At 71.0% G+C, this 24,872-nt stretch carries 28 protein-coding genes and 1 tRNA gene; 20 read left to right on the top strand and 9 right to left on the bottom strand.

Features of this window, described 5'->3' with window-relative positions; translation table 11 throughout:
* Nucleotides 1-107: 107 nt before the first annotated feature.
* Nucleotides 108-551 carry an NUDIX domain-containing protein gene (locus OHA91_RS25870; RefSeq protein ID WP_328740110.1) on the bottom strand — a complete coding sequence of 148 codons (444 nt, stop codon included), beginning with the start codon at nt 549-551 and terminating at the stop codon, nt 108-110.
* A 29-nt stretch (nt 552-580) separates the two neighbouring features.
* On the opposite strand from OHA91_RS25870, the gene OHA91_RS25865 reads away from it, so the two are divergent.
* From OHA91_RS25865 to OHA91_RS25815, 11 genes are all read left to right on the top strand, one after another.
* Nucleotides 581-1,378: a GntR family transcriptional regulator gene (locus OHA91_RS25865; protein WP_328740109.1), complete on the top strand. Its 798-nt coding sequence runs from the start codon at nt 581-583 to the stop codon at nt 1,376-1,378.
* A gap of 443 nt (nt 1,379-1,821) precedes the next feature.
* Nucleotides 1,822-2,001 carry a hypothetical protein gene (locus OHA91_RS25860; RefSeq protein WP_328740108.1) on the top strand — a complete coding sequence of 60 codons (180 nt, stop codon included), beginning with the start codon at nt 1,822-1,824 and terminating at the stop codon, nt 1,999-2,001.
* Nucleotides 2,002-2,144: 143 nt separating this feature from the next.
* A complete protein-coding gene (locus OHA91_RS25855; RefSeq protein ID WP_328740107.1) occupies nt 2,145-2,414 on the top strand; it encodes a DUF6284 family protein in 270 nt (89 codons plus the stop codon).
* Nucleotides 2,411-2,680 (top strand): hypothetical protein, encoded by a 270-nt coding sequence (locus OHA91_RS25850; RefSeq protein WP_328740105.1) that lies wholly within the window; start codon nt 2,411-2,413, stop codon nt 2,678-2,680. Before OHA91_RS25855 ends, OHA91_RS25850 begins: the two co-directional genes overlap by 4 nt.
* Complete coding sequence (locus OHA91_RS25845) at nt 2,677-3,531, top strand: hypothetical protein (RefSeq protein WP_328740104.1); 855 nt, start codon at nt 2,677-2,679, stop codon at nt 3,529-3,531. Before OHA91_RS25850 ends, OHA91_RS25845 begins: the two co-directional genes overlap by 4 nt.
* Nucleotides 3,531-3,875: an RRQRL motif-containing zinc-binding protein gene (locus OHA91_RS25840; protein WP_328740103.1), complete on the top strand. Its 345-nt coding sequence runs from the start codon at nt 3,531-3,533 to the stop codon at nt 3,873-3,875. The genes OHA91_RS25845 and OHA91_RS25840 overlap by 1 nt, the downstream gene beginning before the upstream one ends.
* A gap of 26 nt (nt 3,876-3,901) precedes the next feature.
* Nucleotides 3,902-4,144, top strand: a complete 243-nt coding sequence (locus tag OHA91_RS25835) for a hypothetical protein (protein WP_328740102.1) — start codon at nt 3,902-3,904, stop codon at nt 4,142-4,144.
* 83 nt (nt 4,145-4,227) lie between these two features.
* Complete coding sequence (locus tag OHA91_RS25830; protein WP_328740101.1) at nt 4,228-5,775, top strand: hypothetical protein; 1,548 nt, start codon at nt 4,228-4,230, stop codon at nt 5,773-5,775.
* Between the two features lie 85 nt (nt 5,776-5,860).
* Nucleotides 5,861-7,945, top strand: coding sequence for a hypothetical protein (locus tag OHA91_RS25825; protein ID WP_328740100.1), 2,085 nt, complete (start codon nt 5,861-5,863; stop codon nt 7,943-7,945).
* 187 nt (nt 7,946-8,132) lie between these two features.
* Entirely contained in the window at nt 8,133-8,633 is a 501-nt protein-coding gene (locus OHA91_RS25820; RefSeq protein WP_408059184.1) for a hypothetical protein, read from the top strand.
* Between the two features lie 11 nt (nt 8,634-8,644).
* Nucleotides 8,645-8,824, top strand: coding sequence for a hypothetical protein (locus OHA91_RS25815; RefSeq protein WP_328740099.1), 180 nt, complete (start codon nt 8,645-8,647; stop codon nt 8,822-8,824).
* A gap of 29 nt (nt 8,825-8,853) precedes the next feature.
* On the opposite strand, the gene OHA91_RS25810 is transcribed toward OHA91_RS25815, so the two are convergent.
* Nucleotides 8,854-9,852, bottom strand: a complete 999-nt coding sequence (locus OHA91_RS25810; RefSeq protein WP_328740098.1) for a hypothetical protein — start codon at nt 9,850-9,852, stop codon at nt 8,854-8,856.
* Between the two features lie 135 nt (nt 9,853-9,987).
* Between OHA91_RS25810 and OHA91_RS25805 the strand changes: the two genes are divergently transcribed.
* The 5 genes from OHA91_RS25805 to OHA91_RS25785 all read left to right on the top strand — a co-directional run bounded on the left by OHA91_RS25805 (nt 9,988) and on the right by OHA91_RS25785 (nt 14,026).
* Entirely contained in the window at nt 9,988-10,911 is a 924-nt protein-coding gene (locus tag OHA91_RS25805; protein ID WP_328740097.1) for a bifunctional DNA primase/polymerase, read from the top strand.
* Nucleotides 10,908-11,261 (top strand): hypothetical protein, encoded by a 354-nt coding sequence (locus OHA91_RS25800; protein ID WP_328740096.1) that lies wholly within the window; start codon nt 10,908-10,910, stop codon nt 11,259-11,261. The genes OHA91_RS25805 and OHA91_RS25800 overlap by 4 nt, the downstream gene beginning before the upstream one ends.
* Nucleotides 11,261-12,514: a DUF3631 domain-containing protein gene (locus OHA91_RS25795; protein WP_328740095.1), complete on the top strand. Its 1,254-nt coding sequence runs from the start codon at nt 11,261-11,263 to the stop codon at nt 12,512-12,514. Before OHA91_RS25800 ends, OHA91_RS25795 begins: the two co-directional genes overlap by 1 nt.
* A 166-nt stretch (nt 12,515-12,680) precedes the next feature.
* Complete coding sequence (locus OHA91_RS25790; RefSeq protein WP_046775035.1) at nt 12,681-12,878, top strand: helix-turn-helix domain-containing protein; 198 nt, start codon at nt 12,681-12,683, stop codon at nt 12,876-12,878.
* Nucleotides 12,878-14,026, top strand: a complete 1,149-nt coding sequence (locus OHA91_RS25785) for a site-specific integrase (protein ID WP_328740094.1) — start codon at nt 12,878-12,880, stop codon at nt 14,024-14,026. Before OHA91_RS25790 ends, OHA91_RS25785 begins: the two co-directional genes overlap by 1 nt.
* A 62-nt stretch (nt 14,027-14,088) precedes the next feature.
* On the opposite strand, the gene OHA91_RS25780 is transcribed toward OHA91_RS25785, so the two are convergent.
* Nucleotides 14,089-14,163: transfer RNA gene (locus tag OHA91_RS25780), tRNA-Val, on the bottom strand.
* 65 nt (nt 14,164-14,228) lie between these two features.
* Here OHA91_RS25780 and OHA91_RS25775 point away from each other — a divergent pair.
* The 3 genes from OHA91_RS25775 (at nt 14,229) to OHA91_RS25765 (ending at nt 16,712) form a co-directional block, all read left to right on the top strand.
* On the top strand, nt 14,229-15,512 hold the full coding sequence (locus OHA91_RS25775) for a coiled-coil domain-containing protein (protein WP_266501559.1): 1,284 nt from the start codon (nt 14,229-14,231) through the stop codon (nt 15,510-15,512).
* A 130-nt stretch (nt 15,513-15,642) separates the two neighbouring features.
* Nucleotides 15,643-16,374, top strand: coding sequence for a DUF4383 domain-containing protein (locus tag OHA91_RS25770; RefSeq protein ID WP_031145969.1), 732 nt, complete (start codon nt 15,643-15,645; stop codon nt 16,372-16,374).
* A gap of 116 nt (nt 16,375-16,490) precedes the next feature.
* Nucleotides 16,491-16,712: an FmdB family zinc ribbon protein gene (locus tag OHA91_RS25765; RefSeq protein WP_328740093.1), complete on the top strand. Its 222-nt coding sequence runs from the start codon at nt 16,491-16,493 to the stop codon at nt 16,710-16,712.
* 26 nt (nt 16,713-16,738) lie between these two features.
* Here the strand turns inward: OHA91_RS25765 and OHA91_RS25760 are convergent, their stop codons facing one another.
* From OHA91_RS25760 to OHA91_RS25745, 4 genes are read right to left on the bottom strand one after another with little or no spacing between them, the layout of a single operon-like run.
* Nucleotides 16,739-17,398 carry an O-methyltransferase gene (locus OHA91_RS25760; RefSeq protein WP_031145965.1) on the bottom strand — a complete coding sequence of 220 codons (660 nt, stop codon included), beginning with the start codon at nt 17,396-17,398 and terminating at the stop codon, nt 16,739-16,741.
* Nucleotides 17,395-18,225, bottom strand: a complete 831-nt coding sequence (locus tag OHA91_RS25755; RefSeq protein ID WP_328740092.1) for an HAD family hydrolase — start codon at nt 18,223-18,225, stop codon at nt 17,395-17,397. The genes OHA91_RS25760 and OHA91_RS25755 overlap by 4 nt, the downstream gene beginning before the upstream one ends.
* Nucleotides 18,222-20,756, bottom strand: a complete 2,535-nt coding sequence (locus tag OHA91_RS25750) for a phosphoribosyltransferase (protein ID WP_328740091.1) — start codon at nt 20,754-20,756, stop codon at nt 18,222-18,224. Before OHA91_RS25750 ends, OHA91_RS25755 begins: the two co-directional genes overlap by 4 nt.
* Nucleotides 20,757-20,764: 8 nt before the next feature.
* Nucleotides 20,765-21,931, bottom strand: coding sequence for an HpcH/HpaI aldolase/citrate lyase family protein (locus tag OHA91_RS25745; RefSeq protein ID WP_031145959.1), 1,167 nt, complete (start codon nt 21,929-21,931; stop codon nt 20,765-20,767).
* A gap of 194 nt (nt 21,932-22,125) precedes the next feature.
* On the opposite strand from OHA91_RS25745, the gene OHA91_RS25740 reads away from it, so the two are divergent.
* Nucleotides 22,126-22,878 (top strand): TerD family protein, encoded by a 753-nt coding sequence (locus tag OHA91_RS25740; protein WP_031145956.1) that lies wholly within the window; start codon nt 22,126-22,128, stop codon nt 22,876-22,878.
* An 18-nt stretch (nt 22,879-22,896) separates the two neighbouring features.
* Here OHA91_RS25740 and OHA91_RS25735 read toward each other — a convergent pair whose 3' ends face one another.
* Nucleotides 22,897-23,637: a TerD family protein gene (locus tag OHA91_RS25735; RefSeq protein ID WP_031145955.1), complete on the bottom strand. Its 741-nt coding sequence runs from the start codon at nt 23,635-23,637 to the stop codon at nt 22,897-22,899.
* 122 nt (nt 23,638-23,759) lie between these two features.
* A complete protein-coding gene (locus tag OHA91_RS25730) occupies nt 23,760-24,872 on the bottom strand; it encodes a DUF475 domain-containing protein (protein ID WP_031145953.1) in 1,113 nt (370 codons plus the stop codon).

Here is a 24,872-nt window from a genome sequence, read left to right as displayed (position 1 = left end):
CCGCAACGACGGGCTACTCCATCAGGCCGCAGCATCTGGCCAGAGGAGGTTGGCCGCAGAGCATGATCAGCGCACGCTGGATGAGACCTGCTACGCGCAGTCCGCCCTCAGGCCGCCAGCAGCCGGACTCCGTCATGCGACCGCACGTGGGGTGCCTCGCCGTCCAAGGCGTCCGCCACACGCACGGCGAAGACTTCCTTCATGGCATCCTCGGCTTCGCCTGGCGTTAGCCAGCGGACCGCCGTCGACTCCTCGGACAACTGCTCCACCCCACCTACGGGCCGGCATCGGAAGACCAGAGCAATCACGCCGAGCGTCAAGTTTTTGTAGACCCCGGTGAGCTGTTCTACCTCTACCGCGATCCCGGTCTCCTCGGCAACCTCGCGCAGTACGCCCTCCTCAGGCCGCTCGTCCCGTTCGAGGATGCCGCCCGGCGGCTCCCAAGCCCCGTTGTCGGCGCGCCGGATCGCGAGGACGCGCCCGTCCTCCCGGACGACGATTCCGGCAACCGAGACGGAATGAAGCGGCTTCTCGGCGGTAGCGTTAGTCATATACATGAGTCTAGGAGAATCAGCAGAGTATGCCCCTCACGCCAGCACGTGACGCAGGCCGCCCGCGTTACCTTCAGATCGCCGACGACCTCAGCCAGCAGATCCAGGAAGCCCTCGGGGACCCGCAGGCCAAACTCCGCCCGGGGGCGAAGGTGCCGAGCGAGGCCGACCTCATGGACCGGTACTCGGTCGCCCAGGGGACCGTCCGCAAGGCCATGACCGAGCTGCGCGTTCGCGGGCTGGTCGAGACGCACCACGGTCGCGGCTCCTTCGTCCGCAAGGCTCCGCCGGTGCAGCGAAAGTCGAGTGACCGCTTCCGCAGGTCGCACAGGGTGGCCGGCAAGGCTGCATACCTGGCCGAGGCGGAGCAAGCAGGGGCGAAGCCCAGCGTCCGAGTCCTCTTCGTCGGTCAGACCGAGGCTCCCGCGGAGGTGGCTGTCCGGCTTGGGCTGGAACCGGGTGCCAGGGTCCTCGCACGTCGTCGGCTGTACTACAGCGACGGCATCCCCACTGAGGAAGCCACGTCTTACCTCCCGTGGGACTTGGCCGAGAGCATCCCGCTGCTCAGGGATGAGAACCCGGGGCCTGGTGGAATCTACGCCCGCATCGAGGAGCGCGGCGCCCTGCTCAAAGAGTTTCGGGAGACGGTACGCGTTCGTCTCGCCACTAAGGAGGAGCAGAGCGCGCTGGGCCTGAGCCCTGGAGCACCCGTCATCCACCTCATGCGCGACGCTCAAATCGAGTCAGGTCGAGTGGTCGAGGTCTGCGACACACTCATGAGCGCTGACCAGTTCGTTCTGGAGTACCGCATCCCTGCCGGGGACTGACGACCCGCCACATTTGAGTCATCTCGCTCGGCGACTCGTTACTCTGCGGGTTGACTCCTCTACATGAGTACATCACTCTCTTACTCGGAACTCCTGCACAGGAGTACACAACTCAAGGAGTTGTGGGCCCTTCTTTGGGCTGCTCTAGGTGCTCGTTCGACCGCGCACCTGCCTGGATCGCCCTTCACGGCGCTCAGGCGCATGCATGACCAGGAGCCCCGCACTCGGACGGGGGGAGGGCGCCGGCAACCCTTTGCAGCCGGACGGCAGGTCTCTGCCTACCAACGGGAGCGCGCTTCCGGAAAGAGACCAACTTGCACGTGATCAACCTCCGCAACCTCGGTTGCGGCCGGTTGCCTCCTCCGCCCGTCCGCCGCTCACGGTGTACGGGCGGGGTCGAGGTGAGCCGGACAGTCCGGACCCGTGATCCGAGGGAGAGCCCGATGCAGCAGTACAACTTCACCGCCCAAGCGCTCACCGACACCCTGAACCCGGGGGAGATCACGAGTGCGCGCGGCACGTTGAGCGCGCGCTCGGTGGAGGCCGCCAAGACGGCGGTCGAGACGAGCCTGCGCTCCAGGGGATACGAGCCGACCGGCAGCATCACGATCACCCCGAAGTAAACCCGCCCGCCGCATTACGGCTCAGATGGCCGTACTTGCGGGGTTCGACGCCTGCCCAGGCATTCGATTCATCAACGCGCCCCCGGAGCTGTAACTCCGGGGGCGCTGTTCGAGCCGTACACCTGCTAGGGAGAACACGACTCATGAAGCACATCGCTGCACTTCAGGACGTTGTTACGCCGTGGTCCGACGGTCTGGAGCCGTCGGACGCGGAGCTGGACGCGATCGAGGCCGAGATGGACGTGGTCCTAGCCGAGGTCGAGTTGCTGGACGCGCTGATCGTCCTGCTGGACCGGCCGGCGTCGGAGTTCGACACCCGCCGGATCCTCCGGGCTCACCACCGGGTTCTGACCGCCCGCCGGGATGCGGCCAACCGCGCCGCCGGTGCGCAGGTGTCGGGTGACGCGGCATGAGCGAGCGCACCGAAGCTCACGTCAACCTGCTGGACGCGGTCGTGGCCGCGCTGGACCTGCCGTTGCCGTCGATCGAGGCGGCGGACGAGCGGATCTACTACCGGCTGCTGGAACGCCGGGCTCTCGCCGTACGGATCACTCTGGCGGCGAACCGCGCCGGCACCCGCGACCCTCGGCTGGCCGCAGCCGTGATTCGCACCCGGACCGCCGAGGAGCCCGTCAGTTACACCCCGTTCGAGCCGGACAAGGCCGGGGAGGGTCGGTGAACGGCCGCCCGCCGTTGGAGCAGATTGCGGCGTTGTCGGGTCTGCTGTCGCGGCTGACGCGGGTCCTGGTGGCCGTCGCCTCGGTGGCGCTGGTGTTCACCGCGTCGAACGTGACGATGTTCGCCATCGACCACCACGTGTCCGTGTGGATCGCGTGGCTGCTCGATCCGATGGTCGCGGTCGCACTGGGCACGGTCCTGATCTTCGACGGGCGTCTGTCGGAGTACGGCCTGTACCCGTCGGGGTGGGCGACGGTGCTGCGCTGGTTCGCCGGTCTCGGCACGTGGGTGATGAACTGCTGGACCTCGCTGTGGCCGGCGGGATCCTCCTTCGGGATTCCCCGCCAGGTGGACCCGGCTGGTCTCGTCCTCCACTCCGTCCCCCCAGTCCTCCTGATCGTTCTGGCCGAGGCCATCAGCCACTACCGGCACCAGATCCTGACCAAAATCACCAACCTGCAAGCTCAGGTGGACGCCGAGGTGGACGAGGTGGAAACCACCCCCGCCCCCACACCGTCCACCCCGCTCACCGGCCCGGCGCCGGTGGCTGCACCGCAGGAGCCGGTGGCGGCGCCGGTACGGGCGATTCCGCTGGTCATCTGTGGTGACCGGCAGGTGTTCCACCCGCTCTTCCCCCTGGCGTCCACCCCCGTCCACCGCAAGGAGCTGGAACCGGCCCGGCTGTCGGCGGCAGAGGCGGCGAACGTGATTCGCGCCTGCTGGGTGCAGGGCACGTCCCTGCCGGAGGCGGCCCGGCTTTCCACCCGTTCCACCTCCTACGTCCACAAGATCTACCAGCGCCTGAACGAATCCCGCCAAGCCCGCGACATCCTCGCCGTGACGGTGTCCTGATGGCCACCGCCACCCTCCCCGTCTACCGGTGGCACCTCGCCCCCGACGGCCTCGCCACCCGCCGACAACTCCGAGCCCTCGGCCTCCGCCCCGGCGGACAGGACGTCGTCGCCCAGGTGGAACGGCCCCGCTACCGACGCGGGCCGCTCGTGGCTTACCTGTACCGGATCGAGCTGGCGCTGCCCGTCCGCGCGATGACCGCGGCCAAGGCCGCAGCGCTCGCCAAGGCCAACACCGCTCGCCGAACCTGCCCCACCTGCCGCCGCGACGCGGGGTACGTCATTCCGACCTCACTCGGCATGTGCGTCCCCTGCGCCTACCCCAACGAACAGCGCGCCGCCTGACCAACCGTCCTCGTCAGGAGAGTCACGTGACCACGCCCCACTCACACGCCGCCCCGGATGCGGCAGCCCCGCAGGGCTCGCACCAGTGGATTCTCACACTGGAGCTGCCTGGCCGTGCCGCAGCCACTCAGTACGGCACCTGGAACCCGCACCCCGAATCGACCCGCCACGACGTGTTCGTGGCCATCCGTCAGCACGTGACCAGCAGGTTCCCGGAGCTGGAGCGCGCCACTGTCGCGTTCTTCGCCCTGGAGCCCAATCAGCTCTGACCTGCCTGTATCAGCAGGGCCCGGCCACCGCCTCCTACAGCAACCGGCCGGGCCCCTCATCCCCCGAAGGGGGCTCGTACAGCATGACCGAGACCATCGTCGAAGTGGTACCGCAGACACCACCCGCTCCAACTCCGCCCGTGTCCAAGGCTGCTGAGGCTTTGGCGCCGTTGCCGGGTGTTCCGCTGGCCGTGGCCGGGGCGAATGCCCTGGGTGCGGTAGCGGCCGGCGCGGTAGCCGTGGGCGGCCCGGCCGGGCTGGCCGTGACCGGCGCCGCCATGGGCGCCGCCGCGGCCACCGGCCTGGCCCACCGCATCGCCGCCCGCCGGGCGAAGAACAAGCCCAAGTCCCTCCCCGCGCAGCGCACCCCGGCCGGCGGGCGCGACCGCTCCTCGCCCTCGCCCTCGTCGGGTGGCGGGTCTGGCGGTCACCGCCGTACGTCCGGGCCGCGTTCCGGCGGGCTCCTGGGCAAGGGGCCCGGTGCTTCCGCTGCCGGGCTGCGGGCGGCGGCCCGGAACCTGGGCCGTCACCGCGCCGACAGCCGGTCCGCCGGCACGCAGACACACGGCACTGCAAAGACCGCACCATCCCCGGGCGGATCTCTCAAGGGCCACACCAGCAGGCCCAACACCCCCTCGTCCCGCCCGGTCTCGTCCGGTGGTGCGGACAAGCCGCAGCGCCGGTCTGGCGGCGGGTTGGTGCAGGCGGCGCGGCGGGCCGCGGTCGGCGCCGCTGCCGGGGCGATCCGGGCCGGGCATGCCCGCTACGCCGCGGGGGCCCCGGCCCGCGCCGGCAAGGTCGCCGCGCGGTCGGCTCGGCGTGCGGCGAAGGGTGAGGCGAAGGCCCGCCGGCAGTCCGGTCTCGACCCGGCCGGCAACCCCACCCCCAAGGCCCCACCCGCGGCGATACGGCAGAAGGCCCTGCGCCGCTCCGCGCTGCGGCACGCGGCCCGGATGACCGGCAGCGCACTGCTGGCCGCAGGGGCGGGGCTGGCGTCGGGCGTGTGGAACTGGAAGAAGCCCGGAGTCGCCACCCGCCACATGCGGGTGGTGTGGCGGCGGCTGGCGGGCCGGGCCCTGCAGGTCCGCGCCGCCCGTGACGCCGCCATCAACGGCACCCCCACCGACGGCAGCAAGCCCGTGGTAGCCGCGCCCGCGACGCAGGTGAACAACCCCAACCGCCCCAAGGACCGGGTGCTCGCCCCGGTTGGGCAGACCGTGAAGTCCCGGCCCGTCGTTCTGGCGGGGGCCGACCGTATTGGAGGCACTGTGTCCGAGTCTGGTACCGCGTTCACCCGCCTGTCCGACGCCGCCGAAGTCATGCTCCAGGCCGCGTCCACCTTCGACCCCGAGTACATGGCCGAGTTCCAGGACCTCATCGACGACCTGCCCGAGGCCATGTCGACCGTGCAGGAAACCCTGCGGGTCCTGGCGGAGCTGTCGCAGGAGAAGCTGCCCGTCGACCCGCTGGTGGTGGAGGAGATCGGCGAGGGCTACCGCGCCATGAGCCGCGTGGTCAGCGCCCTGGACGAGGTCGGCACCGTCTACCGCCGCGTCCACGCCGGCGACATCGAGCGCATCGAGAACCCCCGCAACGGCATCGACGGCGAACGCCGCTGGAACGTCAGCTGACCCCTCACCCCCTGCACCGCTCGTTCGGCCCGCCGTCAACAGCCTGTGGGCGGCGGGCCGCTGTCATCGCAAGGAGAGAACACCTGTGAGCAGCAACAAGAACACCGTGCGGGTCGACTGGAAGGCCCCGCACGGCATCCTGACCGGCACCCTGAACGCCACCGCCGGAACCCTCGTCACCACCGCGCTCGCCCACTCCGCCGGCATGCCCTCCGGCTACGCCCTCGCCGCCGGTGCGGCCGGAGCGGTCGGTTCGTCGGTCGCGGGGTGGCGCAACCGGCTGACCGGCGCCACCATCGGCTTCCGCGCCGCCTGCTGGACCGCCGCCGGCACCTGGTCCTGCTGGGCCCTGACCGCGGGCGGCCCGATGACCCTGACCGGTCTCGGCTCCCTCCTCGTCGGCGGCGTCGCGACCGGGACGCTGGCGGCCGGGTTCGCGGCGCGGGAGGAGACCGAGCAGGCCCGCCGCCGCATGCTCCTGTCCATCGGCACCCGCCGCGCGCTCGCCGCCGAGTGGATCGAGCGCATCGCGAGGGTGTGCCGGGTGGAAGACGTGAGCGTGCTGGGGATCGAGCACTGGCCATCCGGCATGGGCTACACCGTCGAAATCGAACTCCCCGAAGGCGGCGTGACACGCAAGCACGTTGCCGACCGGACCGACGCCCTCGCCTCCGACCTCGACCTTCCCAACGGCTGCGGCCTCCAGGTCCTCCCCGGCATCTCCCGCCGTCGTCTGCTGATCGAGGTCGCGACCAAGACCTACCAGGGGCAGGAGATCCCGTTCCCGGTAGAGGAGATGACCGAGACCACCACCATCAACAACCCCGCCCCCATCGCCCTGCTGTCGGACGGCGGGCGGGCTGAGCTGGACATGCGGCAGGCCTCAACCGTCGTCGCCGGAGGCACCGGCAGCGGCAAGACGAACTGGCTCCAGACCCTGATCGCCCGACTGCTGCAGACCAACGACACCCTCGTCTGGGTCATCGACCTCAACGCCGGCAGCCTCGGCCTGCCCTGGCTGCACGCCTGGCGCGAAGCCCAGACCGACCCCGAGCGACGGGACGAGGTTCCCGCGCCCGGGGTGGACTGGCTCGCGTCCACCCCGGCCGAGGCCAAGCTCATGCTCGAAGCGGCGATCGCCATCGCCAGCGCCCGGAAGATCGCCTACCAGCAGCACATGCGCGACGAGGACGACGACAAGCTCCCCGTCTCCCCGCAGATCCCCGAGATCGTCATCATCATGGACGAAAGCGCCGAGGTCTCCGCCACCAAGGCCGCCAAGGAAGTGATGGCAGGGGTCGTGAAGGTCATCCGCGTCGCCCGCGCCATGGCGATCCGCGCCGTCATCTCCGCCCTGCGGGTCACGCAGGACGTCCTGCCCGACCCGATGGTGCGCAAGATGGCCTCCAACCGCGTCTGCACCGGCGCCAACGAGGACTCCGAACTCGGCCACCTCTTCGGCTGGCGCGCCCTCACCGCCGAAAACAGCTTCTCCGGCCCCGGCTCCATGCTCGTCGGCACGGAGGGCAAGCAGCCCAAGACCGCCCAGCAGTGGCGCATCACCCCCTCCGGCATCGACGCCGTCACCCGCGCCACCGCCCACCGCCGCCCCACCCTCGACACCATCTCCCTCCAAGCCGCAGGCCCCGCCTACACCGACAGGTGGAGCCAGGCACGGTGCAGCCACCTGTGGGGCCAGCCCGTCGCGACCGGCGCCCCGGCCGCAGGTCCGGGGACGGGGGCGCTGCCGGGCCGTCCGCGCGGGCAGTGGAAGGCCACCGCGGGATGGGACCAGCCCCGCCCGGTCGCCACCCCCGGCGCGGACGAGCTGGAGGCCCTGTTCCGGATGCCGTCCGCCGACCCCGAGGCCCGGGCGGAGAGCGACCGGCTCACGGACTGGTCCGACCCGTCTTCCTGGACGGCCGACCGCCCCGTACGGGAACCGGAACAGCCCGACGCCCGACAGGCCGCACTCGACCTGATCCTGGCGGCCGGGCCCGCCGGGACCGGCGCCTCGGCGATGGAACGGGACCTGAAGGACACCTACGGCACCCGACGGCCGGTGATTCAGCGGTGGCTGAAGGAGTGGGCCGACTCCGGCGAAATCAGCCGCGTCGGTGAAGGCAGCAAGGCCCGCTACGTCCACCGCCGCCACCTCCCCGAAGCCTGACCCCCAGCCGCCTGTCTGTCACCTGTCACCCACGCCCCGAACCCCCCTCCCGGACAGTTCGGGGGCCTGTCACCCCTGCTGTGACCTGCAGATGACAGGTGACAGACAGGTGACAGGTGACAGACAGGTGACAGGCCGGATGACAGGCACCACCCATCGTCTCCCGCCCGCCTGAAGGAGCCCCGACGTGCATGAGCCCAACCGCACGATCACCACCCCCGCCACCCGCTACGGCGACCCCATCCACCGACCCCGGCCCATCGAGCCGCACACCGTCCTACTGCCGACCGACATCCCGCCCGGCGTGGACTGGGTGACCCTCCCGAACGGGGTCCGCACCCTCGCCTACACCCAGCCCCACGCCGCCCCGGTGCCGGTAGCGGAATGCGTCCAGCCGGAGGGGATCCCCCGCTGGGCCAGGACGACCGCGCTCCTCGCCCCGACGCTCGGCGGCGGGATTGCCGCGGCCGGGTTCGGGATCTCCTACGCCGCACCCGGAGTCCTCGCCATGGCCGAAGCCCTCTGGGCCACCGTCGCATTCATCGCCGCCGGCACCCTCGCCCCGCTCCTCCTCCGCGCCACCCGCAGGACGGGCGGGCGGGGTGCGGGGCCCGTCCAGCACATCACCCAGAACATCACGGCGACCGGAGTCTTCGGCCGCGCCAACGGCATCATCAACCACCGCTGAGGAGTCACCCGATGAACCGTTCGAAGCTGCCGCTGGCTGACCGGATCCGCGACGCCCTTCGGCTCGTCGCGGGCCGGCACACCGTCCGCTGCCCTTACCCGGGCTGCTTCATCCAGATCCGGTACGGCTTCGTTACCCCTGACGAAGCCAAACGCCTCACCGCCCTTGCCGTCGATCACGCCCACCACTGAACGTCGCAGGCTCGGCGCTCAGGGACGGGTCAGGTACCCAGCGGGAAGCCGGCGAAGCCGTCCTCGATCTGGTAGACGAGGTGGATCTTCTGTGAAGCGAGCAGCGCCTTGATGTCGTTGCTCGGCTCGCTCGGCAGCAGTACGGCGACCCTGAGCCCGTCCGAGTTGGGGACGTGGCGCCTGTAGTCGGCAAGCTGACCGATGGCCATCCGCACGTTGCTGCGGGTGGTCTGGCCCTTGGCTTCGTAGAGAACGTGCTCGGTGATGTCGTACAGGTCCGGCGTGAGCACGCTGACTTCGCCGGCAATGGTCATGTCGAACGACTTGTGCGCGTGGCCGGCCGCCTTGAGGTGCTTCTTGAAGGCTTCCATCAACAGGCCCTCGCGACGCTGCACCTTCCGCGGGCCGCCCGGGATGTCTGCGATCGTCTCCGCGGTCGTGTGCGTCTCGGAGTTCTTGTCCTTGACGCTGGTCTGCGCCGGAATCAGCGTGCTGAGGTCGATGTCCTCAATCACGGTCGCCGGGGCCGGCTGGATCCGGTCCTCGACCGTCCACGCCGGCTTCGACCCCGGCACCGGCCGAAGCCGGAACACCAGCGCGTTTCGCATCTTGTTGTCCTTGCCGAGCCCACGGTGCACCTCGACCGCGTTGATCGGATCCACGGTCATCTGCCCGATGTAGCGCTGCTGGACCGTGCCGGAGCCCTCCACCGTGCCGTGGGCGACGAACAGGTGGAGCTCCCGCCCGTCCTCGACGTGGTAGCGCAGGGACTTGTTGCGGCTCTTCATCTCCTGGTCACCGTTCGCGCCGTAGCCGGTGTACAGGTACAGCGGACCGTACTCGTCGTCCTCGGCTCGCCCGTCGAAGGTGTAGCCGAACTCCGCGCCGGCGGAGGGGTCGGAGTACACGAACACCTTCTTGGCGTCCACGCCCGGCTCGATGCCCTGGTACTTCCCGCAGCCGAAGATCGCGGCTACCTCATCCCGCGTCGTCAGCCGGCCCGGCACAAGCTCAAAGGTCGTCGTCATAGCCACGACCCTAAGCACCCCCACCGACATCCCGTTACTCACTTTTCGGGATACCGCAAAGGCGGCCCCCTCTCGGCAAAAGACCGGGCCGCCTTCGATCCACCAGCCCTCAACAGACCTGTGGAGGTCACCAGCATGACCCAACCCACCCCCTTACCGCGAGGTAGCTGGGCACGGCTGCTCGCCAACGCACTGAGCCTCGCGGCCCGCGGCTGGCCACTGTTCCCGCTCCGGCCCGGCTCCAAGGCCCCAGCGCTCCACGGTGAGGACCGCTGCCCCCGCACCAATGGCTGTAGCGGTGGGCACCTGAAGTGGGAGCAGCGCGCGACCACCGACCAGAGCGTCATCGTGCGGTGCTGGAGCCACAAGCCGTACAACATCGGGCTGGCCACCGGCCCTGCCGGGCTCGTCGTGGTCGACCTCGACATGCCTAAGGCGGACAGCAGTCGGGACGCGCCTGGCGGCGCGGACAATCTGTTGGCGCTCTGCGAGCGCGCCGCGCAGGCCGTCCCGGCCACCCTCACCGTGCGGACTCCCTCCGGCGGGACCCACCTGTACTTCACCGCCCCCGACGGCATCCGGCTCGGGAACACCGCAGGCAAACTCGCCCCGCTCATCGACACCCGCGCCCACGGCGGATACGTCGTCGCCCCCGGCAGCACCACAGCGGCCGGCACCTACCAGATCACCGACGACTCCCCGCCCGCCGAACTCCCCGCCTGGCTCCTGGCCCTCCTCCAGCCCTCGGCAGCCCCGCGCCCGCTCCGCCTGCAGATGCCCGGGGCGGTCCGCAGTGGCAGCGCGGCCCGTGCGGCACTGGACGCCGAGTGTGACACCGTCCGCCGCGCGCCCGCGAAGCAGGCGAACAACACGCTCAACCGCAGCGCCTTCAAGGTGGGGCGCTTCGTCGCGTGGGGCGACATCCCCCGCGAGGAGGTTGAAGAGGCCTTCCAAGCGGCGGGGGAGGAACGCGGACTCACCGTGACCGAGTGCCGGGCCACGATCCGCAGCGCCCTCGACAGCTCCGCCCGTACGGTCCGCGCCCGGGAGACGGCATGAGCGCCCACCCCCATCCCCCCTTGGAAGGCCCCACCCCCGCCCCTGCCGGAACCAGCCCCGCCGAACCGGCCCCCGGCCCCGACGGCGGTGGTGCGGCGAAGGTCGTCGCCGAAGGCGTCCCTTCATCTGTTCGCCCTGACCTGCACGCCGACGACGGACGCCGGCCCATCGCCTGGCTCCACATCAACGCCCCCGGCCGTGGCGTGACCCCGTCCGTCCGGTCCTGGTGCCAGTGCGGCCGGGACCTCTTCGCCGCCGGGCAGACCCGCGCGCTCGCCCTGATCGACGACCACGTCCAGCACCGCACCCTCTGCCCCCTGCTCGTACCCCAGGAAGGGAAGGCCGCCTGATGAGCGACCACAAGCCCCAGGCCGCACCCATCGACGGCGCCGCGCTGCTCGACGAGGTGGAAGCCTTCCACCGGCGGTTCAACATCTTCCCGCGCGAGGCCGCATACGTCGCCGTGGCGCTGTGGGACGCGCACGCACACCTGCTCGACGCCTTCGACGCCACGCCTCGCATCGCGTTCCTGTCCCCCGAGCCAGGGTCCGGCAAGAGCCGCGCCCTGGACGTGATCGAGACCCTGGTGCCGAACTCCATGGCGGCGGTGGACGCCTCGCAGTCCGCGCTGTTCCGGTCCGTGGCCGGAGTCGAAGGAAGCAGGCCCACGATCCTCTTCGACGAGATCGACACCATCTTCGGCCCCAAGGCCGCGGGCGACGAGAACCTCCGCAAGTTCCTCAACGCCGGTCACACCCGAGGCCGGAAGATGTACCGGTGCGTCGGGGACGGCGCCAACCAGACCGTGGAAGGCTTCCCCGCCTACTGCGCCATCGCCCTCGCTGGACTGGGCTCTCTGCCCGACACCGTCTTCACTCGCTCCGTCATCATCCGCATGCGCAAGAAGGCACCCAACGAGTCCTGCGAGCCCTGGCGGGAGCGCATCCACAAGAAGCAGGGCAACGCCCTGCGCGACCGCCTTGCCACCTGGGCCGAAGCCGTCCGTAAGCGGGTTACCGAGTCCTGGCCGACCATGCCCGCCGGAATCACCGACCGGCCGGCGGATGTATGGGAACCCCTCCTCGCCGTCGCCGAAGCCGCTGGCGCCGACTGGCCCGAGCGGGCGCGCGCCGCCTGCCTGGAACTGGTCGCCGCAGCCAAGGAGAACGACGCCTCCTCCCTCGGCATCCGCCTACTGACGGATCTGCGGGATCAGGTCTTCCGGGGTGAGGAACGGATGCCGACCGCGGCCATCCTCGAATGCCTCCTGCGCATGGACGACGCCCCCTGGGCCGACATGGACGGCAAGCCCCTCAGCTCCCGGATGCTGTCGCAGATGCTCGGCCAGTACGTCACCGCCACCAACAAGCCCATCAAGCCCCGCGGGATCCGAGTCGGCTCCGCCACCCCCAAGGGCTACTACGCCGAGGACCTCGCGGACGCCTGGGCCCGCTACTGCCCCCCTCACCCCCAGAAGTCCGCAACATCCGCCACAGCCGCCACACCGCAGGTCAGAGGGGGTGAATCTGTGGCGGAAGCCGCCACAGCCATCCGCCACATGCCCGCGGAAACCGCCACACAGCTCTTCCCCGTCGCCGGATAGCCACCCGCGACCCCAGGTGCCGCCACGTCCACGCGTGGCGGCACCGATCCGCCACAAAAGCCGGATCCGCCACAAAACCGAGCCGCTGACCAGCGCTGTTGCGGCGTGGCGGCTGTTGCGGATCCCCCAGAGCGAAGAATCCCGACCACTGCCCTGGGAGGTAGCAGTGAGTTCCCCCCTGCCCACCACGCACCAGGCCCTGACTGTTCCCGAGGTCATGGCCGCGCTGCGACTCAGTCGCTTCACCGTCTACAACCTGATCCGCTCCCGCGCCCTGGCGAGCTTCACCGAGGGCCGCTCGCGCCGGATCCCCGCAGACAGTGTTCGCGCCTACCTGGAAGCCAAGTTGGAGGAAGCCGCCTGATGGCACGGAAGAAGAACCCGAACGGCGCTGGCAGCATCTGGCAGCGCCCAGACGGGCGTTACGAGGCGCGCGCCTACGTGCCTCAGCCCGACGGGACCCGCCGCCGGAAGACCGTGTACGGCAAGACGTGGGAAGAGTGCGACACCAAGCGTCAGGAGCTGGTGCGGCGGGATCGGCAGGGCATCCCGACGCCCACCCGCTCGGCCAAGCTCTCCGAGTGGCTTCCCTTCTGGCTGGAGACGTTCGTCAAGCACGACCGCAAGAGGACGACGTACGCCAAATATGAGACCCATGTCCGCCGATACCTGATCCCGCACCTGGGCTCCAAGCGACTGGAGACCCTCGGGGTGCCGGACGTACGGCGCATGCTGGCCGCCGTGACGGCGCAGGCTTCCGCCGCGACTGCCAAGGAGTCTCACCGGGTGCTGCGCAGCGCGCTCACCGCGGCGAACCGCGAGGAGCTGATCAGCCGCAACGTGGTGATGCTCGTGCCGGCGCCGCGGGTCGTGCAGCGTGAGTTGAAGCCGTGGGACCTCGACGAGACGCTCACCTTCCTGGAGGCCAGTCGGCGCGACCCGCTATACGCGGCCTTCGTGCTGGCTGTGGCCCTGGGGTTGCGCCGGGGCGAGATTCTCGGGCTGCGCTGGTCCGACATCGACCTCGACCGCCGGACGCTGACCGTGCGGAACCAGATCCAGCGCGTGCAGAAGGAGCTGTACGCGGACTCCACCAAGAACCGGCGGAGCCGGGTCATCCCCCTCCCCCGGATGTGCGTGGCGCCCCTTCGCTGGCAGCGGATGCGGCAGGTCGCGTTGCAGGCCGCGGCCAAGGACAAGGAGTGGGAGGAGAGCGACTACGTGTTCACCACCCGCACCGGCCGGCCGATCGAGCCGCGCAACATCAGCCGGTCCTTCGAGCGGATCGGCCAGGACGCCGGCCTGCCGCGGATCCGGCTGCACGACGTGCGGCACGGGTGCGCCACGCTGCTGTTCGCGGCCGGGGTGGCACCTCGGGTGGTGATGGAGATCCTCGGTCACTCGCAGATCGCCGTCACGATGAACATCTACACCCACGTGGCCGACAGCGGCAGGCGGGAGGCCATGGGGCACATGGACCGACTGTTGCGCCGGCGGCGGCCCGCCGAGTAGGCGTTGCCGTCACTTTTAGCCGTCAAAGGCCCCCAACCAAGATCGGTTGGGGGCCTTTTGACTGGTGGGCGCGGACGGTTTCGAACCGCCGACATCTGCTTTGTAAGAGCAGCGCTCTACCCCTGAGCTACGCACCCGTGGATGAGTGGACAGCCTACATGGCGGGCGCACCCCCCACGCAAACCCGTTCCCGTGGGAGAGAATGGACCGGGGCATGGCGGACACGTACGGGAGAGGGACTGTGACGACGGCATCCCGGCGGTGGTTCGGTGGGCGGGACGAGAGTCGGCGGGCGGACGCGCAGGCGGCCAAGGACGCCGCCGCGGCCGCGTTCTACGAGCTGGACACGGCGCAGCGGGATCTGCGGATCTCGATCGAGACCATCGCCGCGGCGGACGGGTCGCCCGCGGCGCGGCAGGCGACCGAGGGGTTCGCCGCGCTCGGGCAGCGCATCGACCAGGTCAGCCACGTCTACATCGAGGCGGTCGACGCGCACGACCTGGACCGGGCGGAGTTGGAGGCCTCGGCGGCCACGCGCGCGCGGGAGGAGCTGACGCGCGCCCGCGATGAACTCGTGCGGGTCAAGGGGGAGCTGGAGCGGTTCGCGCAGAGCCTGCAGCCGTTGCTGGACAAGGCCGAGACGCAGCTCGCGCGGGTCGCGCCGGCCCGGGAGCGGGCCAGGGCCGCGCTGATCGGGGCCAGTGACGCGCTGGACGCCGTACGGGCCAAGGGGATGCGGGCCGATGACCTGGCGGCGCGGCTGGCGGCGCTGGGGCCGGAGCTGACCAAGCTGAACCAGGGCGCGGCGCAGCACGGGGTACAGGCGACGGTGCAGCGGGCCGACCGGATCCTGCGCGACGCGGAGGCCATACGGGCCGAGGCGGCGCGGCTGCCCGAGCGGGCGGCGGAGATCGACCGGCGGCTGGTGAGCCTGCGGACGCGGGCGCAGGCGTTGCGCAATCGGGCGGACCGGGTGGATCCGGTGCTGAGTGAGCTGCGGCGGCGGTTCAGTGCGGCGTGCTGGCAGGACCTCCAGCACGTGCCGGACGAGGCGGTGCGGGACGTGTCGCGCGCGGAGGAGCAGCTGCGGGAGGCCGGCGTGGCCCGGGACGAGCAGCGCTGGGCGGACGTGGGGACGCTGATCGAGGCGGTCCGCGGTGCGCTGGACGCCACGGACGAGGCGGTGTCGGCGGCGCAGGACCGGCTGACGCGGCTGGAGGCGGTGGCGCGGGATCCGCAGGCGGAGGTGGACCGGACCCGCTTCGCGATCCGGGACGCGCAGCGGCTGGCGATGGCGGGCCGCAGTGTGCCGGACCCGCGGCACGCGCGGCCGCTGGACGATGCGGTGGCGCGGGTGGGCCGGGCGTTGGACGGGCTGGAGGAGCGGCACCCGGACTACTGGGCGTTCCTCCAGGAGATGGAGGCCGTACGGGCCTCCGTGAACCGGGTGGTGAGCGGGATCCGGGAGGAGCTCGGCCACGGCTAGGCCGTCTCTTCCGGATCTGACTGTGCCCCTGTCCCGCGGCCCCTGCCCCTCCCCCGGCGGCCTCGCTGGTTGTCGTGGGGCGTCCGGCGACGGATGCTGGAGGGTACGGGACGGAGCAGAGGAGGCCTCCATGGCTGCCCACACCTTCCACAAGCCGCGTGCGTCCCAGGTACCACCGGTGCCTCACGCGCCGTATGCGCCCCACGCGGCGTACGGGTGCACCGAGCCCCATGAGCACTACGCGCCCTACGTGGCCCACGAGCCGTACGGGCCCCCCGTACCGCAGGATCCGCACCCCGTGGCGCGGCGCGTGCAGCGTGCCCTGCATCCGGTCAATGCCCGGCTCGACGACCACCTGCCCAGCGATCACAAGCTCAGCCAGGTGTACCGGGTCGGGGCGGGCCTGACCGGTGTGCTGCTGGTGGTCTTCGGGGTCCTGGGCCTGGTCGACCGGATCGGGTTCTTCGACACCGGCGGCGACACGGTGCTCGCGCTGAACACCAACGGTGCGCTGAGCGTCCTGTCGATCTGCATCGGGGGCCTGCTCATCGCCGGGATGGTGGTGGGCGGGACCTTCGCCTCGACGCTGAACATCGTGCTGGGCGTGTTGTTCATCGCGAGCGGGTTCGTGAACCTCGCGCTGCTCGACACGGGGCTGAACTTCCTGGCCTTCAAGATCCAGAACGTGCTGTTCAGCTTCGTCGTCGGCGTGATGCTGATGTGGTTCGGGATGTACGGGCGGGTGGGCAGCGCACTGCCGCACGACAATCCGTACTGGCGGGCCCGCCACCCCGAGCAGGCGGCCCGGGAGGACCGGGCGCGTCTGGCGCAGGGACGGCTCGCCCGACCGGACACCGTCTAGGGGCCCGGCACCGCACAAGGGCCCGGCACCGTCCAAGGGCCCAAGGGGCCCGACACCGTCCACGAGCCGTCCGGGATGCGTAGCGCGCGGGCAGCGGGCGCGCTTAGCCTGTGCGCATGCCTCGTTACGAATTCCGCTGCCGGACCTGCGACGACACCTTTGAGGTCAGCCGCCCCATGGCCGAGTCCTCCGCCCCTGCCGACTGCCCGGCCGGGCACGCCGACACCGTCAAGCTGCTGTCCGCCGTCGCCGTGGGCGGGTCGAGCAGCGCCCCCGCGGCCGCGCGCCCCATGGGCGGCGCGGGCGGCGGGGGCTGCTGCGGCGGCGGCTGCGGCTGACCGAAGGGGCGGCCGGAGAATCGGGGCTACCGCTTGCGCGAGAGCGTCAGGCCGTCCGAGATCGCCAGCAGGACGGAGTCCATACGCGGGTCGGCCGCGACGTGGTCGTTGAAGGCGCGTACGCCCGCCGCCGAGCCGGTGGCCGACTCGTCGAGGACCGTGCCGTGGTACAGCGTGTTGTCCGTGACGATCAGGCCGCCGGGGCGGAGCCGCGGTACGAGCTCCTCCCAGTAGGAGATCTGGCTCTCCTTGTCGGCGTCCACGTACGCCATGTCGATGTGGGGTTCGGCGGGCATCGCGCGCAGGGTCTCCAGGGCCGGCGCGATGCGCAGCTCGATGCGGTCGGCGACGCCGGCCTGCTCCCAGGCCTCCCTGCCGTACGCCGTCCACTCCTCGGAGACGTCGCAGGCGATGATGCGGCCGTCGGCGGGCAGTGCCTGGGCCATCGACAGGGCCGAGAAGCCGGTGAAGGTGCCGACCTCGACGATGTGGCGGGCGCCGGTCAGGCGGACGAGGAAGGCCAGCAGCGGCCCCTGCTCCTCCGCGGACTGCATCCCGGCGACGTCCGGGAACGTGGCGTAGGTCCTCGCCACCAGCCCCCGCTGAACGGAGTCCAGCGGGGGGTTGTGGTCGAGCATGTACTGGTACAGCTCGTCCGTGATCTTCGTGCTGTTGCCTTTGCTCATGCGTCCAGTCTGCCGAGCCGCCCGGCCTCGCGGGTGAATGCGCGCACTATTTCCTCGCCGGCCAGGACGCCCGCCTCGGCGAGGGCGGTCACCGAAGGCGCCGTCCAGCGCGCGTCGGCCAGTTCGCCGTGGCCCGGGCGCCAGGCGGCGTCGGCCGCGAGCAGCAGGTCGGCGTCGAGGAGCGAGTCGCCGGCGGCCAGGGTCGTGGTCGCTCCGGTCCGGCGGGCGACCTCGTGCATCGCGGCGCTCTTGGTGAGCGGGCGCGGCACGGCGTAGATCTTCCGGCCCTGGAGGGAGACCGTCCAGCCGCGGGCCCCGGCCCATTCGGTCAGGGACTTCAGCCATTCGTCGGGGACCAGGGCGCGTTCGACGACGAGGTAGGCGAAGAGGTCCTCCGCCAACCGGGCCTTGCGCAGCCACGCCGGGTCGGCGGCGGACAGCATGTGCTCGTGGACCTCCTCCAGCGGGGCGCACTCCTCGGCCAGGCGGGCCGCGACCTGCCGCCGCCAGTCGCGGTCCGGCACGCCGTCGACGAGGAGCTGCCCGCCGTTGGCGCAGATCGCGTACCGGGCCGGGCGGCCGGGGAAGCGGATGCGCTGGTACTGCTTGCGCGTGCGGGTGGTGGTGGGGACGAAGACGACGGACGGGTCCTCGGTGAGCTCCGCCAGCAGGGCCGCGGCCGTCTCCGTCATGTAGGACAGCGGCTTGCTCTCGTGGACCTCGACGCACAGCAGCCGCGGGGCCACCGGGTCGGGCACGGTCAGACCGAGGGCGGCCGCCGAGTAGATGAGCGTACGGTCGAGGTCACTGGCTACGAGGACAGTCACTTGGAGGCCACAGCCTTTCCGTCGGCGCCGGTGGCGCCGCGCGTGAATCGGGGGTGGATGAGCCCGACGCAGGTGTAGGGCAGCCCGTCGACCTCTTCCACCGGGACGCCGCGCTGCTCGGCGAGCAGGCGTACGTGGTCCAGGTCGGCCCCGGCGCCGCGCTGCGCCAGGATCTTCCACGGCACCCGGCGCAGCAGCACGCGGGTGGTCTCTCCGACGCCGGGCTTGACGAGGTTCACGTCGTGGATGCCGTACTCCTCGCTGATCCGCTCGACCGCCGCCCAGCCCTCCCAGGTCGGGGTGCGGTCGGCCGCGAGGAGCTCCTTGACCTCCTCGTCGACGGCGTCCGCCACTTCGTCGAAGTGGGCGGCGACGGCGTCGACGAATTCGACGGAGACGTCGGCTCCGGCGAGCTCGCGGTAGAACTTCGCGCCGTGGAAGTCGGCGGGTCCGACCAGGTCGGACCTCAGAACCGTACGCGAGATGAGTCCGGAGACGGTGGAATTGAGACAGGCGGAGGGGATCAGGAAGTCCTCCCGGGTGCCGTAGGTGGGCACGCAGGAGCCGGGGTCGGCGAGGACGACGATCTCCGGGTCGAAGCCGGGGAACTGCGCCAGGGCTTCCTTCAGCTCGCGGGTGATGGCGCCCTTGCCGGTCCAGCCGTCGACGAAGACGACGTCGGCGGGGTCGTGGTGGGCGGCCAGCCAGCGCAGGGCGTTGGCGTCGATGCCGCGGCCGCGCACGATGGAGACGGCGTAGTGCGGCAGGTCCAGGCCGTGCCGGGCGTGGGCCCAGCGGCGCATCAGGACGCCGACGGGGGTGCCGGCGCGGGCCAGGGAGACCAGGACCGGGGAGGGGGAGCGTTCGGCGAGGACGGTCTCGGTGACCGTGCCGACGGCGCGGGCCACGCGGGCGGCGGAGGCGGTCAGCGCGCTGCGGTAGAGCTCCTGGTACTGGGGCGAGGGCTGGTACTCGACGGGCAGGGACTCGGCGTAGTGGGCGCCGCCGGCCTGGATGGCCTCCTCGCGCTCCTCGGTCGGGGCTTCGAGCTGGACGCCGGAGAGGTCCTGGAGCAGCCAGCCGACGTCCTCGGGGGCGTAGGAGGAGAAGGCGGGGCCGCGCAGGGGCTCGGTCATGATCGGCTCCTGCCGGTGGTCGGGGGTGCCGGCGGGCGTACCGGACGGTATGGACGCCTTGGGCGGCATGTAGGACGGGACGACGGCCAGGACGAGTCGGCCGGTGTGCGGGGCGAGGGCCGCGAGGAGCCCCGTGTGCAGTGCGGGGGTGTCGCCGGCCGAGTCGACGACGGCGACGACGGTGTCGAAGCCGGCGCCGTCCGACGGGCGGGCCACGTTGTAGGCGTAGCGGTCGCCGGGGCCGTCGGCGGGGGTGTCGTGGGCCGGGAAGACGAGCCGGGTGCGGATGGCGTAGCCGGGGTCGTCCACGGCGAGCACCGGGGAGCGGGTGGTGGTGGAGAAGCGGACCTCGGCTGCCGCGCCCGTCTCCTCCAGCGCCTTGGCGAGGCGCAGCGGCGCGTACATGAGCTCCTCGTTGCCGAGTACGAGGACCCGTCCGGGCTCGGTGCCGAGCGCGGCCGTGAGCCGGGCGGCGAGGTCCGGCAGGGCGGCCTCCAGGCGCTGGCGGTGTGCGGGGGTGAAGCCGTGGCGGCCGCCGTCCGGGAGGCCGTGCGGCCACTGCAGGTCGACGCGCAGGACGGGCCGGGGGGAGCCTGCCGGCCCGGCCGCGTCCGCCGCGGCCGTCTGCTCGTACTCCTCGACCAGCGCCTGTCCCTTGGCGAGGACGCCGTCCGGGAGGGAGACCGTGCCGGAGGCGAGGGCGATCAGGTCCACCCGGGCGCCCAGCTCGGCGGCGAAGGCCGTGAGCCGGTCGCGGTCGGCCGGGGAGCGCATGTCGACGAGGGCGACGACCACGTAGCGCGAGCGGGGGTGGCGGGCGTGCAGGTCGCGGATGGTGTTGAGGACCGTGTTGCCGGTGGAGAACTCGTCGTCGACGAGGACGAGGGGCCCGTCGCCGGCGAGGAGCGCGGGGTTCTCGGGCAGCAGCAGGTGGGAGGTGGCGTGCGAGTGCGCCTCCTCGAAGCCGCCGGCCGTCGCCACGCCCGGCACGGGCCGGCGGGTGGAGTGCAGGTACGGGGCGGAGCCCAGGCCGTCCGCGACGCAGTGGCCGAGCCCGGTGGCGGTCTCGGCGTAGCCGAGGACCACGGCGGTCGCCGCGGCCTCGTCGCCGAGCAGCGCCCGTACGCGGGTCCCGAGCCCGTATCCGGCGGCGTACACCGTGTGCGGGGACTGCGGGACGTGCTTGCCCAGCACCTGCGAGACGAGCAGGTGCGCGCGCTTGGGGTTGCGCCGCAGGGCCAGGCCCAGCAGCTCCGTCAGCCGCGGGCTCAGCCTCGGACCCGGCCGCGGACCCCCTTCGGAGTCGTGCAGGCCGACGCCCAGCCGGTCCGCGACCCAGGTACCCGACCACACCTCGTCGATCGTCTTGCCCTTCCTCGTCGTCTGCTTCGGCACCGGCCCGCTCACACCTGGAGCCCGGCCGTGAGCAGGTCGACGAAGCCGACCTGCTCCTTCGCCACACCGAAGACCTCGGCGCGCAGCATGGTGCGCTCGGCCCAGGCCCGGTGGGGCTTCACCTCATTCATTTTGTTCGTATAAGCAGAACGCATCACTCCGCCGCCGCCGCGCTCGGGCCGCAGGATGTCCTGGGCGTCGCAGAACTCCTCGTGGGAAACCACCGACAGGGCGTGCACGGGCGTGACGTGGGCGGGGTGGATGCAGGTCTTGCCGAGCAGCCCGTTGGCCCGGTCGAGCTCGATCTCGCGCAGTAGCCCGTCCAGGTCGTGCTCGATCAGCGCGGTGCGCAGTTCCTCGACGCCCTCTTCCAGGAAGGGGCTGCGGCGCAGCTGCGGCTTGAAGAGGCGCTGCTGGCTGCGGAAGTACTCCCAGACGGGGCCGGTCACGGTGAAGCCGGTGCCGTCCGCCCTGCTCAGGATGTTGACGACGTCCGCGATGACGCCGGCGACGATCTTGACGTCGTAGGCGGTCATGTCGGGGGTGCGGCGCAGCCCGTAGGCGGAGCAGAAGTCGGTCACGCCGAGGCGCAGCGCCAGGACCCGCTCGCGGTGGCTGTTGACCGTGCGGGAGATGCCGGCGAGGGCTTCGACGCGGGTTTCGAGGTGGAGGAGCTCCGGGGTCTCCAGGACCGGCATGGCATACAGCCGGTCCCGCCCGCTCGCGGCCTCCGCGTCGGCGACGGCTTCGAGGAAGGGGATGCCGCGCCGCTCGTCGAACTTCGGGAGTACGAATCCGGCCAGGTGCCGCACCGAGGGGCCCAGGCGGCGCGCCAGGTCCGGAATCTGCTCGGGCGTGCGGACGCGGATGAACAGCAGCGGAACCTCGGCGGCGTCGCCGTCGAGGTCGGAGAACTGGCGAACGAGGTTCTCCTCGGCCCCGACGACATCGGCGTCGCTGATGGAATCCTCCAGGCAGAGGACCATGGAGACGACTCCGCGGCCTGCCTGCTTGCGGATGTCCGCAGCCAGCGCGGGGCGGGTGGCGGGACTGTAGAGGGTGGCGCCGAGCGCCGCCGCGAGGACGCGGGCGGGCGAGGCCCCGGTGAATTCCGCCGGTTCCTGGTGGAAGAGGTCCTTACGGACCGTGGGCGATACGTGCCCAAAGTGACGCATGTGCTTCCCCCGTACTGCCTCGGCGGCCCAACTGGCATGGCCGGTAATAGTACGTACGAACGTGAGTCAAGAGTTCCTCAAGCACATGAAGTTCAGGTAACCCTCTTGCACCATGCCCAGCTCTCGCGATCGGTACAAGGCCCTACGGGGGGCCGCATTGTCCCGCTCCACCCCGGGAGGGCAGGATGACGTGCATGACGCACGCGATGCAGAAGGGCTCGAACATCCCGGTGGCCCCCGTGGCGGTCCGGGCGGTGCTGCGCTGGACCGGCGGCCCCGAGGTGCCGGACGTGGACGCTTCGGCGCTGCTGGTGGGCCCGGACGGCCGGGTGCGTTCGGACGAGGACTTCGTCTTCTACAACCAGCCCCGGCACCCCTCGGGGGCCGTCTGGCGCCTCGGCAAGAAGCAGATCGGCGACGCGATCACCGACGCCGTCCAGGCGGACCTGCGCACGGTGACCCCGAGCGTGGACCGGATCCTGGTGGTCGCCTCGGCCGAGGACGTCCCCTTCGAGCGGGTCCGCGACCTGCGGATCCTGCTCTACGACGCCACCGCGACCGGTGGCTCCGAGCCGCTGGCCTACTTCGACGTACGGCCCGAGACCGGCGCGGAGACGGCGCTGATCTGCGGGGAGCTGTACCGCCGGGGCGACGGATGGAAGTTCCGGGCGCTCGGCGAGGGCTACTCCGACGGCCTGGTGGGCCTGGCGACCGACCACGGGATCTCGGTCGACGAGAACGCGGCCGAGCCCGACGCGGTCGCGGGCGCCGCGGCGGGGCCGGTCTCGGAGCAGACGGCCCTGATGACCCCGCCGACGCAGGCTCCGCCGACCTCCCAGCCCGCCTACGGGTACCCGCAGCCGGTGTCCCCGGCTCCGGTGCCGGGCCCGGGCGGCGACCCGTCCTTCCGGCTGCCGGCGCAGGGCCCGCAGTTCATCCGCCGCTGAGGGCCGGGGGGGCTCCGGTCACCTCTTGGTGCTCTTGTAGCCCCGCCCCCACTGGAGCCCCCAGCCGTACAGCCGGTCCAGCTCGGACTGGAACCCGTACACGAACTTCACCTCGCGCTTGACGACGAGCTCGCCCTTGGCCTTCTCCAGGGAGACGACGGCGCAGGAGCGGGCCTGCGGGTGCCGCTCGTCCAGCGGGATCTCGATCCTCGGGCCCGTCACGGGGTAGAGGGTGACCATGGCGTGCGTCCGGTCGAAGGCCGGGGTCTGGTCGTAGATGTAGACGAAGACCAGCAGCCGCTTGATCTCGTCGGCGTGGTCGAGGTTGATGTAAAGGGTCTCCCCGGACCCCGATCCGAACCGGTCGTCGCCGCTGAGCTTGACGTACGGCGGGTCGTTGAGGTCGCCCAGCAGATTGCCCAGCGGCTGGACGGCGCCGCGGGTGCCGTCGGTCAGCTCGTACAGGCAGCCCATGTCGAGGTCGACGTTGACCATGCCCTGGGTGTGCGCCTGCACCATTTCCGGCTTGAACAGCTTGAACGGGTGGCGGAAGAGCTGGCCGCTCTGGCCGGAGCGGCCCCCGATGTCCGAGGTGCGCATGCGCCAGGACAGGTTGACGCGCAGGTTGCCGTGGACGGCGCCCTGCCTGGTGAGCGACACCGTCGAATGTCGCTTGGTCAGCTCGATCGCGTTCGACGAGGCACTGCCCGACTGGAACTGCACCGCCCGGCTGCCCAAGATGCCGTCGAAGAAGCCCATCCCCTACCCCCCTGGTCCTGATCCCCTGGTCCCCGCGAAGCCTACGGAAAACGGGGCGGTCCGCCGGGTCCGTGAACCCGGCGGACCGCCCCGCAGTGGAGCGTTCCGCATTAACGGCGCGGTCATGCGTCGACGGTGGAACCCTCCGGTTCCAGGCGCTTGTTGCGGCGCACCGAGGACCAGAAGGAGGCGGCGATCAACACCACGCCGATGAGGCCGGTGATGATCTCGCTGATCTCGTGCTGGATGGTGACCAGCAGGATGACGGCGAGCGCGCCGATCGCGTAGTGCGCGCCGTGCTCCAGGTAGACGTAGTCGTCCAGGGTGCCCTGGCGGACCAGGTAGACCGTGAGCGAACGGACGTACATGGCTCCGATGCCGAGGCCGAGCGCCATCCAGAAGATGTGGTTGGTGATGGCGAAGGCGCCGATGACCCCGTCGAAGGAGAACGAGGCGTCGAGGACCTCGAGGTAGAGGAAGAGGAAGAAGGCGGCCTTGCCGGCGAGGCCGACGGCGGAGACGGGCTTGCCCGCGGCCTTGGCCTTCTCCTCCTCCTCGTGCTCGCGCTCCTCTTCCTCCTCCAGCTTGTCCTCGAAGTACGAGGACAGACCGCCGACGATCAGGTACGTGATCAGGCCGGCGACGCCGGCGAGCAGCACGGTGGCGGACTTGTCCTGGGCGCCGGTGCTGGTGTGGGCGTGGACGGCGAAGGTCATCGCCGAGACCAGCAGCGCGATCAGGGCGATGCAGACCGACAGCATGTCGACCTTGCCGAGCTTGGCCAGCGGACGCTCCAGCCACGCGAGCCACTTGTGCTCGCGCTCCTCGAAGATGAAGTCCAGGAAGATCATCAGCAGGAACATTCCGCCGAACGCGGCGATGGCCGGGTGGGCGTCGGTGACCAGGGCCTCGTACTGCTCCGGCTGGTCCAGGGCCAGCTCGATCGCCTCGATGGGGCCGACCTTCGCGCTGATGGCGACGATCGCCACCGGGAAGACCAGCCGCATACCGAAGACGGCGATCAGGATGCCGACGGTGAGGAAGATCTTCTGCCAGAAGGCATTCATCTTCTTCAGGATTCCGGCATTGACGACCGCGTTGTCGAAGGACAGCGAGATTTCGAGGATCGACAGGATCAGTACGACCCCGAACGCCTCCCACCCCCACTGCCACGCGGCAAAGGCGAGGCCGAGCGCCGTGATGGCGAACGACCAGCCGAAGGTTTTCAGAACCAC

It is taken from the genome of Streptomyces erythrochromogenes (assembly GCF_036170895.1).
GTDB lineage: Bacteria > Actinomycetota > Actinomycetes > Streptomycetales > Streptomycetaceae > Streptomyces > Streptomyces erythrochromogenes.
Note: the sequence above shows the minus strand (reverse complement) of the source record. Positions and strands in the feature narration are given on the sequence as shown.

Bases quoted from the DNA above. Each gene is read 5' to 3' on its own strand.
- OHA91_RS25735 (WP_031145955.1), bottom strand. From the start codon at position 23,637: ATGGGCTTCTTCGACGGCATCTTGGGCAGCCGGGCGGTGCAGTTCCAG.
- OHA91_RS25795 (WP_328740095.1), top strand. From the start codon at position 11,261: ATGAGCGACCACAAGCCCCAGGCCGCACCCATCGACGGCGCCGCGCTG.
- OHA91_RS25850 (WP_328740105.1), top strand. From the start codon at position 2,411: ATGAGCGAGCGCACCGAAGCTCACGTCAACCTGCTGGACGCGGTCGTG.
- OHA91_RS25775 (WP_266501559.1), top strand. From the start codon at position 14,229: ATGGACCGGGGCATGGCGGACACGTACGGGAGAGGGACTGTGACGACG.
- OHA91_RS25840 (WP_328740103.1), top strand. From the start codon at position 3,531: ATGGCCACCGCCACCCTCCCCGTCTACCGGTGGCACCTCGCCCCCGAC.
- OHA91_RS25865 (WP_328740109.1), top strand. From the start codon at position 581: ATGCCCCTCACGCCAGCACGTGACGCAGGCCGCCCGCGTTACCTTCAG.
- OHA91_RS25740 (WP_031145956.1), top strand. From the start codon at position 22,126: ATGACGCACGCGATGCAGAAGGGCTCGAACATCCCGGTGGCCCCCGTG.
- OHA91_RS25805 (WP_328740097.1), top strand. From the start codon at position 9,988: ATGACCCAACCCACCCCCTTACCGCGAGGTAGCTGGGCACGGCTGCTC.
- OHA91_RS25785 (WP_328740094.1), top strand. From the start codon at position 12,878: ATGGCACGGAAGAAGAACCCGAACGGCGCTGGCAGCATCTGGCAGCGC.
- OHA91_RS25870 (WP_328740110.1), bottom strand. From the start codon at position 551: ATGACTAACGCTACCGCCGAGAAGCCGCTTCATTCCGTCTCGGTTGCC.
- OHA91_RS25765 (WP_328740093.1), top strand. From the start codon at position 16,491: ATGCCTCGTTACGAATTCCGCTGCCGGACCTGCGACGACACCTTTGAG.
- OHA91_RS25860 (WP_328740108.1), top strand. From the start codon at position 1,822: ATGCAGCAGTACAACTTCACCGCCCAAGCGCTCACCGACACCCTGAAC.
- OHA91_RS25855 (WP_328740107.1), top strand. From the start codon at position 2,145: ATGAAGCACATCGCTGCACTTCAGGACGTTGTTACGCCGTGGTCCGAC.
- OHA91_RS25830 (WP_328740101.1), top strand. From the start codon at position 4,228: ATGACCGAGACCATCGTCGAAGTGGTACCGCAGACACCACCCGCTCCA.
- OHA91_RS25800 (WP_328740096.1), top strand. From the start codon at position 10,908: ATGAGCGCCCACCCCCATCCCCCCTTGGAAGGCCCCACCCCCGCCCCT.
- OHA91_RS25770 (WP_031145969.1), top strand. From the start codon at position 15,643: ATGGCTGCCCACACCTTCCACAAGCCGCGTGCGTCCCAGGTACCACCG.
- OHA91_RS25760 (WP_031145965.1), bottom strand. From the start codon at position 17,398: ATGAGCAAAGGCAACAGCACGAAGATCACGGACGAGCTGTACCAGTAC.
- OHA91_RS25745 (WP_031145959.1), bottom strand. From the start codon at position 21,931: ATGCGTCACTTTGGGCACGTATCGCCCACGGTCCGTAAGGACCTCTTC.
- OHA91_RS25815 (WP_328740099.1), top strand. From the start codon at position 8,645: ATGAACCGTTCGAAGCTGCCGCTGGCTGACCGGATCCGCGACGCCCTT.
- OHA91_RS25810 (WP_328740098.1), bottom strand. From the start codon at position 9,852: ATGACGACGACCTTTGAGCTTGTGCCGGGCCGGCTGACGACGCGGGAT.